The 19,592-nt window shown below is 66.2% G+C and carries 15 protein-coding genes; 4 read left to right on the forward strand and 11 right to left on the reverse strand.

The genetic code is table 11. From position 1 onward, the window contains the following. Positions 1-7: 7 nt before the first annotated feature. From F3J14_RS02575 to F3J14_RS02595, 5 genes are all read right to left on the reverse strand, one after another. Entirely contained in the window at positions 8-1,474 is a 1,467-nt protein-coding gene (locus F3J14_RS02575) for an aldehyde dehydrogenase family protein (RefSeq protein ID WP_166721634.1), read from the reverse strand. 32 nt (positions 1,475-1,506) lie between these two features. After that, complete coding sequence (locus F3J14_RS02580) at positions 1,507-2,526, reverse strand: hydroxyquinol 1,2-dioxygenase (protein ID WP_126226489.1); 1,020 nt, start codon at positions 2,524-2,526, stop codon at positions 1,507-1,509. A gap of 43 nt (positions 2,527-2,569) precedes the next feature. Continuing rightward, positions 2,570-3,064, reverse strand: a complete 495-nt coding sequence (locus F3J14_RS02585) for a hydroxyquinol 1,2-dioxygenase (RefSeq protein WP_166721635.1) — start codon at positions 3,062-3,064, stop codon at positions 2,570-2,572. Between the two features lie 114 nt (positions 3,065-3,178). Beyond that, positions 3,179-4,108 carry a LysR family transcriptional regulator gene (locus tag F3J14_RS02590; protein ID WP_166721636.1) on the reverse strand — a complete coding sequence of 310 codons (930 nt, stop codon included), beginning with the start codon at positions 4,106-4,108 and terminating at the stop codon, positions 3,179-3,181. Positions 4,109-4,254: 146 nt separating this feature from the next. After that, a complete protein-coding gene (locus F3J14_RS02595) occupies positions 4,255-5,505 on the reverse strand; it encodes an MFS transporter (RefSeq protein ID WP_165752415.1) in 1,251 nt (416 codons plus the stop codon). A 502-nt stretch (positions 5,506-6,007) separates the two neighbouring features. Between F3J14_RS02595 and F3J14_RS02600 the strand changes: the two genes are divergently transcribed. Further along, entirely contained in the window at positions 6,008-7,492 is a 1,485-nt protein-coding gene (locus tag F3J14_RS02600) for an aminotransferase class V-fold PLP-dependent enzyme (RefSeq protein WP_166721637.1), read from the forward strand. Positions 7,493-7,556: 64 nt separating this feature from the next. On the opposite strand, the gene F3J14_RS02605 is transcribed toward F3J14_RS02600, so the two are convergent. After that, complete coding sequence (locus F3J14_RS02605) at positions 7,557-8,636, reverse strand: DJ-1/PfpI family protein (protein ID WP_247682103.1); 1,080 nt, start codon at positions 8,634-8,636, stop codon at positions 7,557-7,559. Positions 8,637-8,766: 130 nt separating this feature from the next. Between F3J14_RS02605 and F3J14_RS02610 the strand changes: the two genes are divergently transcribed. Together F3J14_RS02610 and F3J14_RS02615 are read left to right on the forward strand one after the other, a co-directional pair. Next, on the forward strand, positions 8,767-9,777 hold the full coding sequence (locus F3J14_RS02610) for a helix-turn-helix domain-containing protein (RefSeq protein ID WP_166721638.1): 1,011 nt from the start codon (positions 8,767-8,769) through the stop codon (positions 9,775-9,777). 230 nt (positions 9,778-10,007) lie between these two features. Beyond that, a complete protein-coding gene (locus F3J14_RS02615) occupies positions 10,008-11,540 on the forward strand; it encodes an amino acid permease (RefSeq protein WP_166721639.1) in 1,533 nt (510 codons plus the stop codon). A 148-nt stretch (positions 11,541-11,688) separates the two neighbouring features. Here the strand turns inward: F3J14_RS02615 and glyA are convergent, their stop codons facing one another. The 3 genes from glyA to F3J14_RS02630 all read right to left on the reverse strand — a co-directional run bounded on the left by glyA (position 11,689) and on the right by F3J14_RS02630 (position 15,318). Beyond that, positions 11,689-12,936: a serine hydroxymethyltransferase gene (gene glyA / locus F3J14_RS02620; protein WP_166721640.1), complete on the reverse strand. Its 1,248-nt coding sequence runs from the start codon at positions 12,934-12,936 to the stop codon at positions 11,689-11,691. A 321-nt stretch (positions 12,937-13,257) separates the two neighbouring features. Then, positions 13,258-14,037, reverse strand: a complete 780-nt coding sequence (locus tag F3J14_RS02625; protein WP_168736090.1) for an SDR family oxidoreductase — start codon at positions 14,035-14,037, stop codon at positions 13,258-13,260. A 33-nt stretch (positions 14,038-14,070) separates the two neighbouring features. Next, on the reverse strand, positions 14,071-15,318 hold the full coding sequence (locus F3J14_RS02630; protein ID WP_166721641.1) for a D-arabinono-1,4-lactone oxidase: 1,248 nt from the start codon (positions 15,316-15,318) through the stop codon (positions 14,071-14,073). Between the two features lie 237 nt (positions 15,319-15,555). On the opposite strand from F3J14_RS02630, the gene F3J14_RS02635 reads away from it, so the two are divergent. Next, complete coding sequence (locus tag F3J14_RS02635) at positions 15,556-16,560, forward strand: helix-turn-helix domain-containing protein (protein WP_166721642.1); 1,005 nt, start codon at positions 15,556-15,558, stop codon at positions 16,558-16,560. A 186-nt stretch (positions 16,561-16,746) separates the two neighbouring features. On the opposite strand, the gene F3J14_RS02640 is transcribed toward F3J14_RS02635, so the two are convergent. After that, on the reverse strand, positions 16,747-17,175 hold the full coding sequence (locus tag F3J14_RS02640; RefSeq protein ID WP_050810674.1) for a hypothetical protein: 429 nt from the start codon (positions 17,173-17,175) through the stop codon (positions 16,747-16,749). Between the two features lie 44 nt (positions 17,176-17,219). Further along, the gene (locus F3J14_RS02645) at positions 17,220-19,070 is read right to left on the reverse strand and encodes a peptidase S10 (RefSeq protein ID WP_166721643.1); all 1,851 of its coding nucleotides are present in this window, start codon (positions 19,068-19,070) and stop codon (positions 17,220-17,222) included. Between the last annotated feature and the right edge of the window lie 522 nt (positions 19,071-19,592).

Genomic DNA, 19,592 nt, shown 5'->3' on the forward strand with positions numbered 1-19,592 from the left:
CTCGGCCTCAGCGCTTGAAATGCGGCGGCACGTTGCCGTCGACGTTGACCCACACCGAGCGCGCTTCGGTGTAGTCGTGCATCGCCTCGAAACCCATCTCGCGGCCGTAGCCCGACTGACCGACGCCGCCGAACGGGCTGCCCGGATTGACGCGCTTGTAGCAGTTGATCCAGCACATGCCCGCGTCGATGCGCGCCGCCATCTTGTGCGCGCGGGACAGATCGTTGGTCCAGAGGCCGCTGCCGAGCCCGTATTCGGTCGCATTGGCGATCGACAGCGCTTCCTCGTCGCTGCCGAAGCGCAGCACGGTGACGAACGGGCCGAACACTTCCTCCTGTGCGACGCGATCGGCCGCGCTCTTCGCTTCGATGACCGTCGGGCGCACGTAGTAGCCGTTGGCGAGCGCCGCATCCTGCGGCACGCTGCCGCCCGCGAGCACACGGCCGCCCTGCTCGCGCGCGACGTCGACGAACGACAGCACGCGGTCGAGGTGCTGCTTCGACGTCAGCGGGCCCATCTCGGTGTCCGGGTCCAGCGGATTGCCGACGCGGATCGACGACGCCAGCGACACGAAGCGCTCGAGGAACGCGTCGGCGATGCGTTCGTGCAGCACGAGACGCGAACCCGCGATGCACGCCTGCCCCTGGTTGTGGAAGATCGCCCACGCGGCGCCGTTGATGGCAGCGTCGAGGTTCGCATCGTCGAACACGATGTTCGCGCCCTTGCCGCCCAGCTCCAGCTGCACGCGCTTCAGGTTGCCCTGCGATGCCTCGACGATGCGGCGGCCCGTCGCCGTCGAACCGGTGAACGCGATCTTGCCGACGCCGGGATGTTCGGCGAGCCGCTGGCCCGCCGTATGCCCGTAACCGGGGACGATGTTGACGACACCGGCCGGGAAGCCGACCTCGGCCATCAGTTCGACGATACGCAGCGTCGACAGCGGCGTGATCTCCGACGGCTTGAGCACCACCGTGTTGCCCGCGGCCAGCGCCGGGCCCATCTTCCAGCTCGTGAACATCAGCGGGAAATTCCACGGCACGATCTGGCCGACGACGCCGATCGGCGCGCGCTGCACGTAGTTCAGGAAGCCGGTTTCGACCGGAATCACCGAGCCCTGCAGCTTGTCGGCCATCCCGCCGAAGTAGCGGAAGCATCCTGCCGTGCGCGGCACGTCGAGCGCGCGCGAATCGCGGATCGGGTGGCCGGTGTCCAGCGATTCGAGCTGCGCGAGTTCCTCCGCGTTGGCTTCGATCGCGTCGGCGAGACGCAGCAGCAGCCGGCCGCGTTCGGCCGCCGGCATGGCCGACCACTTCGGGAACGCGCGCGTGGCGGCTTCCACGGCCAGGTCAACGTCCGCCGCAGTGGCGGCGGCGATTTTTGTGATCAGCGAGCCGTCGTGCGGATTGAGCACGTCGATCGTGCCGCGCTCGACGGCGTCAACGAAGCGGCCGTCGATGAAGAGTTGGGTTTGCATGAATCGTCCTCGGTATCGCGCGCATGCGCTGCTTAGAATTCGATCGGATACGGCGCAAGCTCGCCGCTCTCGTATCGCTGCGGAAGGTCCGGCGTCGCGTTTTCCCAGACCAGCAGCATCGAACGCTTCGTCGAGTAGCCCTGGTGCCGGATGTCGGCGGGCATCGCGCAAATGTCGCCGGCGCGCATCGTGATGCGCGCGCGCGGCGCACCGGTGTTCTTGTCGCCGATGTCCCACACGATTTCGTCGGACAGTTGCAGGAACCATTCGACGCGGTCGTTGCCGTGGAACACCGGCAGGATGAATTCCTCGGTGGTCGGGCAGAACAGGCTGCGCCCGCACACGGAGGTGACCGACGGATTCCACGTCACGTCCGAGCGCGACAGGTACTTGAACAGGTTGAACGCGTGCAGCTCGCCTTCGAAGCCGGGCTTCACATGCACCTCGGGCTCGTCCTGGCCGACGTCGCGGAACGCGCGGTTGACCGGCAGTTCGTCGCGCAGCGGCGAGTCGCCTTCGAGGCCCGGCATGCGGCGCGTCGCGATGCGCGTGCGTTCGATCGCCGCGCCGTTCTCGCCATGCTTGCGGCCGAAGGCCGTGCCGGTTTCCTCGGGCGCCGCGAACGGGTCGAAGCCCTCGTTGGTCCAGTCGTGCAGCATCGCCTTGAAGGTCGCCATGATCGTCGGCGTTTCGAAGGTCTCGGTGTAGTCGACGCCGGCTTCCTTCAGGATTCCGTTGAACGTGCCGGCATAGACGTCCACCTTGCCGTAGTGATTGCGCGTGCCGAACACGTGATCGAAATTCACCCAGCCGTAGAAGAAGCCCCACGCCACGTCGCGCATCATCGCGCGCAAAAACGCGTCCGCGGGGATCGCATGCGTGCGCGTGCTGCCCTTCGCCGGCCAGCTGATTTTCACGAAGTACTCGTCGCGCTGGAACGCGAACGCGCCGAGGTGGAAGCGGCGGTAGCCGGTGACGGCATCGGCTTCGGTGGCTTGCACCAGATCGGCGGCAAAGCCTGCGGAAAGATCGAGGGTCTCGAGAGTGGCCATCACGTGTCTCCTGGAATAGTCGAATGGGGGGCGGTCGGATCGGTCAGTGCAGGCAGATGTCGGCCCACTTCTCGACGGACAGTTCGCCGAGCACGGTCTGCACGAGCGCGACGCCCGGCTTGTCGGCGGAAAACCGATACGCGCAGCCGGCCGGCAGCAGCGCCTGATGCCCCTTGCGCAGGACGACGTAGCCCATCTCGCGGCCCGCCGGCTGCGTGCCGGCGCTCACGGTGCCGCGGCCGGTGGTCGGCGGGTTGTCGAGCTTGATGAATTCGATGCGGACTTCGCCGTCCATCTGGATCGCGAACTCGTCGTGCGCGCAGGCAAACCACGGCGACTGGCCGTCGGTGCGCAGCACTTCGATCACGTATTCGAGGTTCTTGCCGGCGACGACTTTCTCGTAGGGGGCCGACTTCGATGCCACCTCGAACACGTTCGAGAAGGCGTAGTGCTGCGCGCTGCCGCTGGTGATTTCGATCTCGCCCTTGGTGTAGCTGTCGAGCGAGCCAAAGACGGTGTGGAATGCCGTGTCGGTCATTGCTGTCTCCTGAGTTGTACCGCTTGTTGGATTCAACTCTAGGGGCAAGGGCGCCCCTCAACAAGGCAACGGAGCGCGACTACGGCATTTGCGTTTCGCGAATAATCACCCGGCTCAGCGGACCCAGCCGCGCTCCAGCAGCGGACGGTCCCACGGCGACTCGTCGCCGATGTATTCGGCGAGGAATTCCACCAGCGCTTTCACCTTCAACGCCTGTCGCTGCGTTGCGGGATAGACGGCGGCGAAGCTCAGCGGCGCGATCTGGAAGTCGGTGAGGATGGGCACCAGCCGGCCCGCGACGAGCGCCTCGCTCGCGACCAGCGTGGGCAGGCACACGACACCGCCGCCCGTCAGCGCGTACTCGCGCAGCAGATGCACGGAGTTCGAGCGGATCATGCCGGGCAATTCCATTTCGACGACCTCGTCGCCGCGCGTCATCGTCCAGCGGTTGCGCGATGGATAACCCGAATACAGCGCCGTCGTGTGCTGCAGCAATTCGCGCGGATGTTGTGGCGCACCATGCGCTTCGAGATACGCGGGCGACGCGCAGAAGAGGCGTCGGACCACGAACAGGCGCCGCTCGATCAGCGATTCGGAAATCGGCGGGAAGATCTGGAACGCGATGTCGAACCCTTCTTCGACAGGGTCCACCACACGGTCGTTGACGATGATGTCGAGCTGGATGCCCGGGTAGCGCCGATTGAATTCGGCGAGCGGCACGCCGAAGTGATCGAGCGCGAAACCGGGCAGCATCTGGATGCGCAGCCGCCCGGTCGGTGTCGCGCGCAGTTCGCGCATCTGGTCGGTCAGCTCGTTGACGCGCCCGACCACCTCCGCGCATTCGCGGTAGAAGGTCTCACCCACGTCGGACAGCCGCACGTGGCGCGTGCTGCGATGGAACAGCGGCGCGTTGACGAACTTCTCCAGCTGCTGGATGCGGTTTGTCACGACCGAACTGGTGACCCCAAGCTGTCGCGCCGCTTCCGCAAAACTGCTCGCCTCCGCGACCCTGACGAATGCCTCGATGCTCAGAAAGCGGTCCATGCGGCGCCTTTTCCGGGAAGCGAAACCGCCAGTCTAACCGCACCTGCCGGCCGGTTGGAGCATGCGCAAAGCGTCACACTGTCACCCGGCAGGTGTCAATCTCGCAGGGCCGCCGGGCGCGGGTGCAGGTGCTACCGAGCCGCATGTTACGGCTGTTCGCCCGCCGTCAGCTCCGGCTGCACGCCCACGCGGCGCTGCAGCACGGCCGGCGCGGTTTCCCGCAGCAGCATGCTGACCACGATGCCGAGCAGCACCGCGATCATCGGCAGCCACAGAATGTTCTGGATCCCGAAGTGCGCGGCGACGTAGCCGCCCAGCGCCGGCGCGATGCCGCCGCCGAAGATCTCGCCGCAGCCGACCACCACGCCGATCGACGTCGACACGAGGCCGACGGGCGCGGCTTCGGTCGCCACCGGGCCCGACAGCAGCGACACCAGCCCGAGCGTGAAGAACGACGCGACGAACAGGACGACGAACAACACGACCGGCTGCGGGCCGAGCCCGCGGAAAATGTAGAGCATCACCGCGGTGCCGGCGAAGCCGACGATGCTCGCGAGGCGGCGGCCCACCAGGTCGGACAGGCCCGGCAGCCCGAACTGCCCGAGAAAGCCGCCGAAGCCGATCGCCGACACCACGAGGCCCATCTTCTGCGTGCCGAGCGACAGGTAGTCCGTCAGGTACAACGGCAGCAGCGCGCCGAGCACGAACACGCCGGTCATCGCGCAACAGAGCGCGGCCATCGCGACGAGGATGTTGCGGCTCTTGAGCACATGACCGAGCGAGGCCGGCGCGTGTTCCGACGCGACCTCCTTGGTGCGCTTCGGCTCGCGGATCACGAAGAACATGATCGCGCCGAGGATCAGCCCGGGAAGGGCCACGAGCGCGAACACCCAGCGCCACGACACGACGTTGAGCAACTGGGTCGCGATGATCGGCGACAGCGCCAGCCCGAACAGCGCGAAGCCGCTTTGCTGCAGCCCGAGGTTCAGGCCGCGCCGCCGCGGGTGCGACGCGTCGGCGGTCGCCGCGAAGCTGGTCGGGCAGAACGAACCTTCTGCCACGCCCATCAGCCCGCGGATCGCGATCAGGCCAAGCAGCCCGCCCGCGAGCCCCGAGAAGCCGGACAGCAGCGAGAACGCGACGATGGCGGGGATCAGGACCTTGCGGCGGCCGATCTTGTCGGAGATGCCGCCCATCAGCGCCGCGAAAATGCCCCACGACAGGCCGAGCACGCCGATGCAGTTGCCGACGTCCTGCGCGGTCAGGTGCAGGTCCTTCATGATCGATGGGAACAGCGGCGCGATGAGCCAGCGGTCGAGGCCGACCAGCCCGAAACCGAGCGCCAGCAGCGTCACCGCCTTCCACTCATAGGAGGTATCCCACTCGTTTGCTTTCATGTCTGTCTCCGTGGATCGGTCCGCCTGCACGCGCCGGAGCGCGGGTGCATGAAGCCAGGTCCGTTGTCTTGGTGTGTGATGCGACGCGAGTCGCGAGAAAGTGGCGGCCGCCTTTCCGGTTGCAGGCGTCGAATTCAATCAGCCGACGCCCGAACGATAGGGGCGCGGCCGCCGATCGGGTATGGAACAACCGGCGAACGCGCCATTCGCGAAACGCAAATAATCGGGGGCGCGGTGCGGGAGGCGTCAGCGGCCAGCGTGGAACGCGCGGCGGCAGGGGCGAAACGGCGCGAATGCCCGCGTCACGGGGGGAATCCCTCATAGACATCGTCGGATCGGTTTGGGGAGCCATCCGGCGACGAAAGGATCAGATTCCATCAAAACGGACATCGAGGGAATATTTTTTCACGCACCCGCGAACTCTCAGCTCTTTTTGGATCCTTTTTCCCCACCCGACCTCGTATCATTTCTCCCATTCCGAAGAGAAGAGCAAGAGAAGGACATGAGCGATACCACCCCGCTGCACTACCTCGACTACGCAGCCACCACCCCTGCGGATCCCCGCGTGATCGAAGCGATGACGGCCTGCCTCGGTGCCGACGGCATCTTCGGCAATCCCGCGTCGAGCTCGCACGCCGCCGGCCGGCTGGCGAAGGAAAAAGTCGAGCACGCCCGCGCGCAGGTTGCCGCGCTGATCGGCGCGCACGCCGACGAGATCATCTGGACGTCAGGCGCCACCGAATCGAACAATCTCGCGCTGAAGGGCTACGCGGAAGCCGCGACCGACAAGCGCCACCTGATCACGAGCCGCATCGAACACAAGGCCATCCTCGACACGATGGCGAACCTGTCGAAGCGCGGGATGACGGCCGCTTACCTGAGCCCCACCGCCGACGGCGAAATCACCGTCGACGCCGTGGCCGCGGCGATTCGTCCCGATACGGGCCTCGTGTCGCTGATGCTCGTCAACAACGAGCTCGGCACGCTGACGGACATCGGCGCGATCTCGCGCATCGTGCACGCGGCGGGCGCGCTGCTGCACGTCGACGCCGCGCAGGCGCTCGGCAAGACGCCGATCGACGTGCGCGCGCTCGGCATCGACCTGCTGTCGATGTCCGCGCACAAGGTGTATGGCCCCAAGGGCATCGGCGCGCTGTTCGTCCGCCGTGACATCGCCGATCGCATCGCGCCGCAGATTCACGGCGGCGGGCACGAGCGCGGCCTGCGCTCGGGCACGCTCGCGACGCATCAGATCGTCGGGATGGGCACCGCGTGCGAGCTGGCCGCCGACAAACTCGAGCGCGAAGCCGAGCGGATCGCGGCACTCAGCACGCGCCTGAAGGACGCGCTGCTCGCGCTCGGCGACATCACGCACAACGCGGCAGCGGCGCGCCGCATCCCGCACACGTTGAGCCTCACGGTGAACGCGCCGGGCTTCTTCCCGTTCATGCTCGGCGATTCGCTCGCCGTGTCGTCGACCTCCGCATGCAACTCGACCAGCGGCGCGCCGTCCCACGTGCTGACCGCGATCGGCCTCGATGGGGAAGCCGCGGGCCGCACGGTGCGCATCAGCTTCGGCCGCTTCACGACCGAGCAGGACGTCGATTTCGCGGTCGCGTGTTTCGCGCGTGCGATCGAGCAATGCCGGGCCGCGGCCGCCACCGGGTTCACCGCGTCGCGACAGATCACGCCGGCGGACCTGAAGGCGATCCGCAATGCAGGCTTTCGCGCGGTGATCTGCAACCGGCCGGACGGCGAAGGCGCCGATCAGCCGGCCTTCGACGAAATCGCGGCCGCCGCGCGCGAACTCGGCCTCGACGCGCGCTATCTGCCGGTCGAACGCGACCGAATCGCCGATGCGGAAGTCGACGCATTCGGCGCGCTGGTCGATGCGCTGCCGAAGCCCGTGCTCGCGTATTGCCGCAGCGGGAGCCGCTCCGGGATGCTGTGGAACCGGCTGACGGCGCGGCGGACGGCAACGGCCTGAGCGCAACGCCGTTACCGGGCCGGAAAGCGCGGTTCGCGTCGGGCGACGCGCAAGCTCTCCGCCGCTACTTCGCATACTCCAGTTGCAGCGCCACCCAGTCTGACGTCGCGTCGCCGTAGCGCGCCGCGACGTCTCCGAGCACACCGGGCAGCACCGCGTCGCCACGCCGCCCGTCCGGAATCGTCACGCGCGCGTGCGTCGCATGTGCCGGCTGCGTCAGCAACCGCAGCCCGTGCTTCGATTCGATCACGGGCGCGTCCGCCGTTGCGACGACATCGCTGCGCCATGTCCGCGACCACGCATCGGCGGTGAGCGCCACCGGGAGTTCGTCGAAGCCGCCCGCGACCGGCAGATCGAAGGTCCGATGCCGCCAGAACGTGACGCGATTCGTCAGCGCGGTCGCCACGGCACGCGCAGTCAGCCCGAAGCGGCTGCCGTCGTGCACATCGCTCCATCCATCCGCGCCGATGTTGTGCGCCGTTTCGCGCGCCGCCGCCGGCCCCGCCAGCGCATTCACCAACGCAAGCGACGCGGGAATCGATGCGGACACGCCGGTCGTCGTCATCACGTTGCCGTCCATCACGTAACGGCGATCGGCGACCCACGCCGTATCGGCAAAACGGCGACGCAGCCCGTCGCGCGAATACCAGTGGGCGGTCGCGATGCGATCGCGCAGCAACCCGGCGTTCGCGAGCACCGCCGCGCCATCGCAGATCGCCACCATCGTGGCGCCGGTGGCGGCCTGCTTGCGCAGCCACGCCAGCACGGCCGGCCGGTCCGCACGATGCAGCGCGGGCACGATCACGAGGTCCGCGCCCGTGGGCTCGGCGGCATCGAACCGGTCGAAGGTCGTATCGGCCAGCATCCGCAACGCGGGCATCAGTTCGACCGCGCCGGCGTCGGCCGACACGGCGACCACATCGGCCGCGCCGGACGTCTTCAGAATCGCATACGGGACGATGAAATCGGTCGTCTCCGTTCCCGCGTTGTCGGCAACGATCACGACGAGCGGCCGCGTGCGGCCCGCTTTCGGCGCGTTCACGGTCAGCGTTTGCGTGACCGTTCGTGCGCCGTCTCCCACCGCCTGCCCGGCGTGCCGCGGCGCGCACGCGCCCGACACCGCGCACATGACCAGCGCAACCATTGCGCACGCCACGCCGTTCCAGTTCCTGTTCCGTTCCCGCATCGCCCACCCGCGTCAATCGATTGCACGTCCGGAAAATTACAAGGATCATGCTCGCGGTCACAAGGACAACCCCACCGCACTTTCCGCCATGTCCCAGTCAACCGGTTCGGCACGCGACATCGTCGTCGTCGGCTTCGAAGGCGTCCAGTCACTCGACATCACGGGCCCGATGGAGGTGTTCGCCGTCGCGAACCGCCACCTTCCCGACCACGTCGCGCCCTATCGGCTCACGCTCGCGTCGCAACACGGTCACGACATCGTCACGCATGCGGGCCTGCGCCTGGCCGGCCCGACCGCGCTCGCGGCATTGCCCGCGGGCATCGACACCCTCATCGTCGCCGGCGGCAGCGAAGCGGCGCTGCGGCACGCGGCGTCGGACGCCGGCGTGCTGCCGTGGCTGCGCACGCGGATCGCCGACACGCGGCGTATCGCGAGCATCTGCACGGGCGCGTTCGTGCTCGCCGCGGGCGGATGGTTGAACGGCAAACGCGCGACCACGCACTGGAACCAGTGCGCGACGCTGCAGGCGCTGTGTCCTGACGCACGGGTCGAGCCGGATGCGATCTACGTGAGCGACCCGCCGTTTCATACGTCGGCCGGCGTGACGGCCGGCATCGATCTGTGTCTCGCGCTCGTCGAGGCCGATTGCGGCGCGCCGACCGCGCTCGCGGTCGCTCGCGAACTCGTGCTCTTCATGCACCGTCCGGGCGGACAGTCGCAGTTCAGCGTCGGCCTCGGTATCCAGGCCAGCGCGACACCGCGGATGCGCGCATTGCTCACGGAGCTCGCCGACGATCCGACCGGCGACCTCGGCATCGCCGCGCTGGCCGCGCGCCTGCACATGAGCGAGCGGACGTTCGCGCGCAATTTTCTCAAGGAGACGGGGTGCTCGCCCGCGCAGTTCGTGCTGGCCGCACGCGTCGAGCGCGCGAAGGCGCTGCTGGAGCGGGCCGACTGGCCGCTCGAGCGGATCGCGCAACGGTCGGGATTCGGCAGCGTGGATGCGTTGCAGCGTGCATTCGCGAAGCGGGTCGGGATATCGCCGCGCGACTATCGGGCGCGCTTCGGGCGGTTGCCCGACGAGCAAAAGGCGCCATAGACCGCTCGATGCCCCCGAAAGGTGCATCCGTCCGGAGTTTCGGGTGCATTGCCGAAATCCGATAGCGCCGCGAGATTTGGCTTCATACCGTTCCCGCATCGGACCGGAAAGCGACGTGTCATTCACCCATGACGTCGCGTGCCGCCGACGAATTCCAGGGGCGGGCCGCAATGCCGGGCCCGGGCAGCGATGACAGTCCTGCCATGCAGGACATTCGTGACGGAGCGAACATGGACGCGAAAATCCAGCCTGACTCAGGCACCGACAGTGACGTAAGCCTTCTCCACAAGATGGGATATGCGCAGGAGTTGTCGAGACGCATGAGCGGTTTCTCGAACTTCGCCGTGTCGTTTTCGGTGATCTGCATTCTGTCGGGCGGCATCACGGCATTTCAGCTTGCGTTTTCCGCCGCCGGCGGCGCATCGATCGGCCTCGGCTGGCCGCTCGGCTCGCTGTTCGCGCTGATCGTCGCGGTGTCGATGTCACAGATCGCGTCGGCGTTTCCCACCGCCGGCGGCCTCTATCACTGGGGCGCCATCCTCGGCGGGAAGCAATGGGGGTGGATGACGGCGTGGCTCAATCTGATCGGCCTGATCTTCGTGATCGCCGCGATCAATTTCGGCACCTACGATCCGTTCTTCAAGACGCTGATCGCCCCGATGTTCGGCGTCAGTTCGGACAGCCTGACGTGGTGGCATCAGACCGCGTTCATCGCGTTCATCACGCTCTCGCAGGCGATCCTGAACGCACGCGGCATCAAGATCGCGAGCAAGATCACCGACCTGTCCGGCTACCTGATCTTCGTCGTGACGATCGCGCTGGTCGTGTCGCTGCTGGTCTACTCGCCGGTCGCGTTCGACCTGCATCGACTCGTCACCTTCACCAACTTCACGGGCGTCGACGGCGGTGCATGGCCGAAACAGACCCTGCCGCTCGCGTTCCTGTCCGGCCTGCTGCTGGTGACCTACACGATCACGGGCTTCGACGCGTCCGCCCACACGTCGGAAGAGACGCACGACGCGGCGAAGAACGTGCCGCGCGGCATCATCGGCTCGGTGTTCTGGTCCGCGGTGTTCGGCTACGTGATGGTGTGCACGTTCGTGCTGGTCATGCCGGACCTGACGGCCGCGATGAAACAGGGCACCGGTTTCTTCGAAGCGATCCTCGCGCCGATTCCGAAGACCTTGCGCGTGTGCCTCGAACTCGCGATGTTCTTCATCAACTACGTGTGCGGGCTCGCCGCGATCATGTCGACGTCGCGCATGATGTATGCGTTTGCGCGCGACGGCGGGCTGCCGGCGTCGAAGCTGCTGCGCAGCGTGAATCACAACCATCGGACGCCCGGCCCCGCGATCTGGACCTGTGCGGTGCTGGCGATCGTCGTCACGCTGTACGGCGACGCGTTCTCGGTGTTGAGCGCGGGCAGCGCCGTGTTCCTGTTCATCTCGTATGCGATGCCGATCGGCTCCGGGATGCTCGCCGAAGGGCGCACGTGGACCGAAAAAGGCCCGTTCCAGCTCGGCATCTGGTCGAAGCCGTGCGCGCTCCTCGCCCTGGTGGGCGCCTGCGTGCTGGCTTACGTCGGCATCCAGCCGCCGAACGAAAAGGTGCTCTACGTGCTGGTTGCGTTCGTGGTCGTGCTGATGGTGATCTGGTACGGCTTCGGTGTGCGCAAGTCGTTCGCGGGGCCGCCGGTGCTCAAGGACACGCGCAACGACGCGCGCATTCGCGAACTCGAGGCGAACGTCGATGCGTCGGTGTGAAGCGATAGGGGCTCGCACGTAGGCTCACAACGCAAAAATCCGGCTCGCACATACACGGCGAGCCGGATTTTTTTACATCGCTTCGGACCGGACGAGGTTCAACCGCCTGAGCAGTTGAACACCCGACCGGGTGCCAGATTGCAGCGCGTCAGCCGTAGACCGGGAAACGCTGCGTCAACTCCGCGACGCGCCCGCGCACGCGCTCGATCGTCGCCGCATCTTCCGGCGCTTCCAGCACGTCGGCGATCAGGTTGCCGACCCGTTCGGCTTCCACCGGGCCGAAACCGCGCGTCGTCATCGCCGGCGAACCCAGGCGGATGCCGCTCGTCACGAACGGCTTTTCCGGATCGTTCGGGATCGCGTTCTTGTTGACCGTGATGTGCGCGGCACCGAGTGCTGCTTCCGCTGCCTTGCCCGTGATGTTCTTCGCGCGCAGGTCCACCAGCATCACGTGGCTTTCGGTGCGGCCCGACACGATCCGCAGGCCGCGCTTGACCAGCGTTTCAGCCAGCACGCGCGCGTTCTCGACCACCTTTTCCTGGTATGCCTTGAACTCCGGCGACAGCGCTTCCTTGAATGCCACGGCCTTCGCCGCGATCACGTGCATCAGCGGGCCACCCTGGATGCCCGGGAAGATCGCCGAGTTGATCGGCTTCTCGTATTCCGACTTCATCAAGATCACGCCGCCGCGCGGGCCGCGCAGGCTCTTGTGCGTCGTCGTCGTCACGAAGTCGGCATGCGGCACCGGGTTCGGATACACGCCCGCCGCGATCAGGCCGGCGTAGTGCGCCATGTCGACCATCAGGTACGCACCGACCGACTTCGCGATCTTCGCCAGACGCTCGAAGTCGATCTTCAGCGCGAACGCCGACGCGCCCGCGACGATCAGCTTCGGCTTGTGTTCCTGTGCGAGTTGCTCGGCCGCGTCGTAGTCGATGTCTTCCTGCTCGTTCAGCCCGTAGCTGACCACGTTGAACCACTTGCCCGACATGTTCACCGGCGAGCCGTGCGTCAGGTGACCACCGTGCGCGAGGCTCATGCCCATGATCGTGTCGCCCGGCTTGAGCATCGCGAAGAACACGCCCTGGTTCGCCTGCGAACCCGAGTTCGGCTGCACGTTCGCGGCTTCCGCGCCGAACAGCTGCTTCACACGGTCGATCGCCAGCTGCTCGACCACGTCGACGTATTCACAGCCGCCGTAGTAGCGCTTGCCCGGATAACCTTCCGCGTACTTGTTCGTGAGCTGCGAGCCCTGGGCGGCCATCACGGCCGGGCTCGTGTAGTTTTCCGACGCGATCAGCTCGATGTGATCTTCCTGACGGCGGTTCTCGTCCTGAATGGCAGTCCAGAGTTCGGGATCGACGTTGGCGACGGTGCTGGTAGTGCGATTGAACATGATGATTGATCAGAAGAGAGTGATGGATTGATCCTGGTATGCCGGACTTGCCCGGACCCGCGAAGCCGAGCGCCGGACCGGCGCTCGATGACGTCGACAACCATGCCGCCTCGCGATGCCGGCTGAACGGTGACTCGTCATTGCCATTCCAGCAGACGCCAGGTGGTTCAGATAGAAGGATTGCGACATTCCGCTAGGACACATCGCGCGGCGACACGGCCAAAAAAAATCGAAGGTCCGCATCGCTGCGGAACCTTCGACCGAACCTGCCGCTCCTGGAGAGATCGTGCCTGCCCGTCGGCTTCTTGCGAATATGGGGGCCTAAACGGCGGAAAAACAGTTGTCGACGAACAGCTGGGTGCCATTGACGAAGCTCGATTCGTCGGACGCAAGGAACAGCGCGGCCGCGGCCACTTCCGACGGCTCGCACAGCCGGCCCTGCTGCACCGCGATGGCCGCCTCGGTCGCGTCCACGCCCATCGCCTGCAGATCCTTCAGCTCGCGCATTCCGTGCGGCGTGCGGATAAAGCCCGGCGCCAGCGCGTTGCAGCGGATGCCGCGGTCGCGGTATTCGACGGCGATCGCGCGCGCGAACATCTGGCATGCGCCCTTGGTCGCGTCATACAGCACCTCGCCGGGCGTCGCGAAGACGGCGGAGATCGACGACGTACAGACGATGCTGCCGCGCCCTTTTTCCAGCATCTGCGGCAGCACCGCCTTCGTCATCAGGAACATGCTCTTCACGTTCACGCCCATCAGCCAGTCCCATTCCGACTCCTCGATATCGAGGAACGGTTTGACGATCAGCGTGCCCGCATGATTGAACAGGATGTCCGCGTTGCCGTACTGCGCGCGGGCCGCATCGACCGCGCTCTGCACGTCCGCCTGCTTCGACACGTCGGCTTGCAGGCCGATCGCCTGCAGGCCGGCATCGCGCAACCGCGACGCGAGCGTGTCGGCCGCGTCGCCGTCACGGTCGATGATCGCCACCTTCGCGCCCTGCGCGGCGAACAGCTCGGACGCGGCGGCGCCGCATCCGCCCGCGCCGCCGCTCACGATGGCGACCTTGCCGGCAAGGCGACCGTCAATCTTGGCATTCATGCGTCGTTCTCCAGTGTGATTCGTCAGGACCCCTCAGCTGAACAGGGTCCGAAGATGATCGTTGAGGAAACGGCCTTCCGGGTCCACGCTGCGGCGCAGTTCCCGGAACGCCTCGGCCTTCGGGAACCAGCGGTCCACGTCGTCGCGGTTCGTGAAGTGCAGCTTGCCCCAGTGCGGACGCGAGCCGTAGTCGCGCAGGATGTCGTCGACATCCTTCAGGAACGGCCAGTAATCGACGCCGTTCGGACCGCCCGAGCACGAGATGGTCACGCTGTCCTGGTGATTGAATGGGCTGATCCACGCCGGATCGCCCTTCGTGAAGCGGTACTCGACCGGGAAGATGCAGTCCCGATGCTTCGTAAGGATCAGGTCGCGCACGCGGCGCAGCGCTTCCTTGCCGTGTTCGGCAGGCACCGCGTACTCGAGCTCGTGGAAGTTCGCGACGTAGTGGATCGCGTAGACCTCCGAGCTGTACGCGATCTTCTCGTGCTCGCCTTCGTGGTACGTGCGCACATCGGTGACGTCCATCACCTTGACTTCGCACACGTCGTAGTCCTTCTTCGAATTCGACACCGCGGTGGTGTCGGGGAGGCAGTACAGGTGGCGGCTTTCGGACGTCGGGCACCAGAAGAAACCGAAATGCCGGTGCGTCGCCGCGAGCTCATCGTACCGCTCCATCAGCGCGTCGAAGTCCTCGCGCCACACGCGGTCGTGCAGCCAGAACGCATCGGTCACCTGCAGCGTCAGCTCCGAGACCACGCCAAACATGCCGATATTGACCTGCGTCGCGTGCAGCAGGTCGAGGTCCTGCTTGTCGCTCACTTCCATGATCGAGCCGTCGGGGCGAATGATGCGCATCCCGACCACCTGTGACGACAGGTTACTCAGCGTCGTCCCGGTGCCGTGCGTGCCCGTCGCCAACGCACCGGCGATCGCCTGCGAATCGATGTCGCCCTGGTTGACGAGCGAGAAGCCGATTCCCTTCAGATGCTGCGTCACCGCGTTGATCCGCGTGCCGGCCTTCACCGTCACGCGCTTCTGCTGCTCGTCGACCGCGACGATGCCGTGATAGTCCTTCAGCGACAGCAGCAGGCCGCTCGTCGCGACGATGGGCGTGAACGAATGCCCCGACCCTACGCAGCGGACGTTCTTGCCCCGGCTCGTCGCGGCATGCACCAGCTCGGCAATCTCCGCCTCGCTGGTGGGGGCCGCCATGTGCGCGGCGACGCACGACTGATTGCCGACCCAGTTCCGCCAGAATCCGCCACGTGGAAGCTCCATCAACGTCTCTCCAGAAGTGCGGCGGCCGGCCCGCGCCGGCCGCCGTGTTCGGCGCGGCCGGCAACGAAGCGGGAGATTCCCGGTGCCGGCGCGATGCGTCGTGTTCGTGCCAACGATATTTCGCCGGCCGGCTTTGCACTATCGGATTTCGGCAAGCGAGGGTTTTCTCCGGGGTTTTTTGACCGGCGCGTGCAGCGGCTACAATGAATCGATCCGCCCGCTCCCCTCCCGACTCCGATGACGCCGTCTGCCGATCCGAGCGATTACTCCGGCGCGCCGCCGCTCGCGCGGAGGGTGACGTTCTGCGCGTTCACCGACGTGGAGGAGCAGGCGCGGATATTCGACGGCTGGCACCTCAACTACACGCAGATCTCGGGCGGCCTGTTTCATGGCTCGTCGTCCATCGTGTCGCTCGGCGGCATCCGGCTGCTGGTCGAAGACCTCGACAAGGTGATCCTGCAACAGGGCGCGGTGCCGTCGGACCGCGTCGCCGTGGCCGTGCCGCTGGAGCTCGAAGGCCATGCGCGCATGTGCGGCGAAAAGAGCGGGCGCGACAGCCTGCACGTGTTCTCGAGCCAGCCCGTGTTCGAGTTCTATTCTCCCGACCGGCACGTGCTCGTGAACGTCGAGATTGCGCCCGACAAGCTGTCGACGCCAGCGCTGCGCACGTTCGCCGCGTCGCTGCGGGCCCGCACCTTCGCACCGCTGATCCCGATGACGGCCCAGGTCGCGGATCGCCTGCGTCACCTGCTGCGCCATGCGATGGCCGCGGCCGCGAAGAGCACGCCGGTCGACGACGTTACGACGCAGGACCGGATCGAACTGCTCGAGCGGACCGTGCTGTATGCGATTTCCGAAGCGATGACGGTGCCCGCGCCGGACGCGGACGCCCTCGCGACGCGTTCGACGAAGTACTGGTCGCTCGTCAACGCGGCGCAGGCGCGGCTGCAGGATGCGTCGACGTGCCCGCTGTCGATCGCCGAGCTGTGCGTGCAGCTCGGCATCAGCCGGCGTACCGTGCAATACGCGTTCAACGACACGCTCAATCTGAATCCGATCGCCTACCTGCGCGCCGTCCGGCTCAATCACGTTCGCCGCGAGCTGCGGCTCGGCGGCTCCGTGACGTCGGCCGCGACGAAGTGGGGCTTCTGGCACCTGAGCAGTTTCGCGCAGGACTATCGCGCGATGTTCGGCGAGTTGCCGTCGGCGACGGCGAGGCGCTACGCGCACCGGGAAGCGTGAGCATCGATCGCGCGATGCGTAACGCGTGATGCATGACGCGGCTTCGCGCGTACGTACCGCACTTCCATGAAGAAGGCCGCGGCCGAACGTGCGCCGCGGCAGGTTGAACGCAGGTCGCCACCGCGGTTGGGCGGCCGGCACCGAACCGGCACCGGCCGCCTTCCCGCGCACGACCTCGCTACACCGTCACTCCTGCTGTTCCTGCTGCGCCTGCACCTGCCGCTGCTGGATGAACTGCCGGACATCGCTCATCGTCACGCGACCGGTGTGTTTCGCATCGATCTCGTCGAAGTGCTTCGCGACGAACCCGAGCCCGCTGCTCTGCGCCTGCGCTTTCGTCACCGCCGCGCCATTGCCCAGCACCGTGTTGCCGCCGAGCCGGGCGTCGACGCGCTTCTGCGCCTGCTGCTGCAGCGTCGCGCCGGTCGACGGCAGTACCGGCGCCACGCGGGTCGACGGAAAGAACGGACCGTCGACGCCGTGGCCGCCGTGCGGCAGCTTCACCGGCGCCACCGCCTGCGGCGGCAGCGCATGGGCGGCGCTCATCACCGCACCGAGGACGATCAACGAACACATACGTCGCATCAAGTTGATTGGAGACATGATCACTCGCATTCAATGGATGAATAGAGGGTTCCTTTTCACAAGGAGTCCGTCGTTTACGGTGCCGCTGCCAGCGAAGTCGAGGCCGTCGCGCCCGGCGCGCTGCCGGTCGGCGTGCCGGCCGGATTCTCGTCCGGCCACGGCGGCGGCAGGGTCTTCAGCGTCAGCGCCGTCGGAATCCGCGCGCCCTTGTAGAAGGTCGCCAGGTCGCGCTTCATCTGCGGACGCGCCACGTCATCCAGATACGTCATGTGTCCGCCCTGGAAGAAGTTCACCTGCAGCTTCGGATTCAGGCCCTTCACCGTCTGCAGACGGGCGAGCTGCTTCTCCGTGTTGAAGAACGGCGTGGCCAGATCGTGGAGGCCGTTCTCCGCGAGCACCTGGAGCTTCGGATTGAGCTGCAGCGCGCCGAGCAGATCGGGGATCGTGTCGGGCATCGGCTGGCCGTCATGCGAGAAGTCCCACACCTGGATGATGTTGTCGTTCAACGGCAGGTAGGTCGCGTTCGGCGCGGTGTAGCCGAGGTAGTCGGGCATCTGCGTCGCGAGCGCGTTCGTGAACGGCTGCGAGATCAGGATGTCCGACGGGTCGCCGTCCGCCTGCAGCCGCGGATCGCTGTTCGGCAACGACACGCGTCCGTCGTAGCGGCCGATCGTCGTGCCGGGCACCAGGTTCGTGCCGAACGGGTTCGCGTTGAAGTAGTCGCGCAGCGCCTGTTGCGTCAGGCTCGACGGGATCGACCACAGCTTCAGCGTCGCATCGCTCGGGAACACCGGCGTGCCGAGCGCATCCGGAATGCCGAGCTGGCTCAGCACCCACGACTGCGAGTACTTCTGCAGCTGGTTGTAGATCAGCGTCGTGAACAGTTCGGTCTGCAATGCATACAGAAATGGGTTGACCGGCGCCGGCGACACCTGGTTGAAGTACGCCGCGACCGCCGCATAGCCGGGCAGATAGCCGGCCACGGTATCGGTGTCGAGCAGCAGCCCTTCGGTCGACTGCGTGATCGCCACCGCCTCCACCGCATCCGCGAAGTAGTTCAGGATCGCCGACTGCAGCACGATACCCGTCAGGTGCACGCCGGCCGATTCGAGCGCCAGCGCGAGCATGTCGGTGCGCGGCGTGCCGTACGATTCGCCGTACAGGTAGATCGGCGACGTGCCGCGGCCGTTCACGTTCAGGTAGCGCTGGATGAAGTCGCGCATGACGTTGACGTCCGCGTCGGAACCCCAGTACTTCTGGTTGGTGTTCGGCAACACGGCTTCCGACAGCCCGGTTCCCGGCGGGTCGATGAACACGAGGTCGGTTGTATCGATCAGGCTTTCCGCGTTGTCGACGAGCGGATAGTTCGGCCAGTTGTTGCCGAACAGCGGATCGGGTGTCGCGACGCGCGTCGGCGCGAACGAGCCGAGCCGCAGCCAGATCGACGACGAGCCGGGGCCGCCGTTATAGACGAACGTGACGGGGCGCGGCTTGCCGTTCGTGCTCGGCGCGGTGTACGCGACATACGACATCGACGCTTCCGCATTGCCGTTCGCGTCCTGCGCGGTCAGGTGGCCGGTGGTCGTCGTGTAGTTGACCGTCGTGCCGCCGGATTTCCACTGGTAATGCATCACCGCCGCCTTCTCCGACACCTGCGCGGCCGCGAGGCCGTCGGTCGCGTTCATCGAATAGGCAACGGGGTCGACGTAAGGCTGGTTCGCCGCGGGCGTCTGATTGCCGGCCGCCTGCTGCGCGCCGGCCTGCTGGCTGGCGGTGGCCTGCGCGAGGCTCGACGCGCCGACCGACGACGAATCGTCGCCGCCGCAGCTCGCGAGCACCATGGTCAAGACGGTCAATGCGCCTAGCCCGGCCAGCCGGCCGCGGCGTTCGCGGCGGCTGCCGGTACTGCTCCTGTCTGGTTGCATGCCTCTGTCCTTGTGTTGGGTCGAATATCGCTTCACACACAGGCCGCCATCGCCGACGAAAAACGCGCAGGCACACCCGCCACTCGCGTTGCACGATCGGCAGACGGCGGTTGGGGATTGGACTTCTTCGAGAGACTGAACTTGATACAGACACAGCAAACTGCTGGCGGAGAATGATACGGGAACGCCGCCCCCTTTGCAGTGTTGACGACTTTTGTATTACCGAAATTTACGACAGAACAAAAAATAGGCGGTGTTGCGCCGCGTTGTCAAAGATCATTCCGATATTAAAAAATCTCCGATGATGCGAACAGAGATCAGTGTCTGGCTTTTGAAAGAAAGCATGATTGTTCGCATCCGGCTCGCCATCCGAGTCGTTTTCCCCGGAATGCCGCAGCTTTGTCGCCTGTCGCACAATCCTTTGCGGGCATTGGCCGTGCGCATGGAATGCCTTCAAATCGACAAGGTTATTCTTTCATTTTAATTACCCGAAGCCGATTGACGCGAATTGCTGAATAAAAC

Origin of the sequence: Burkholderia sp. Tr-862 (genome assembly GCF_011753085.1) — a bacterium.
Classification (GTDB): domain Bacteria; phylum Pseudomonadota; class Gammaproteobacteria; order Burkholderiales; family Burkholderiaceae; genus Burkholderia; species Burkholderia ambifaria.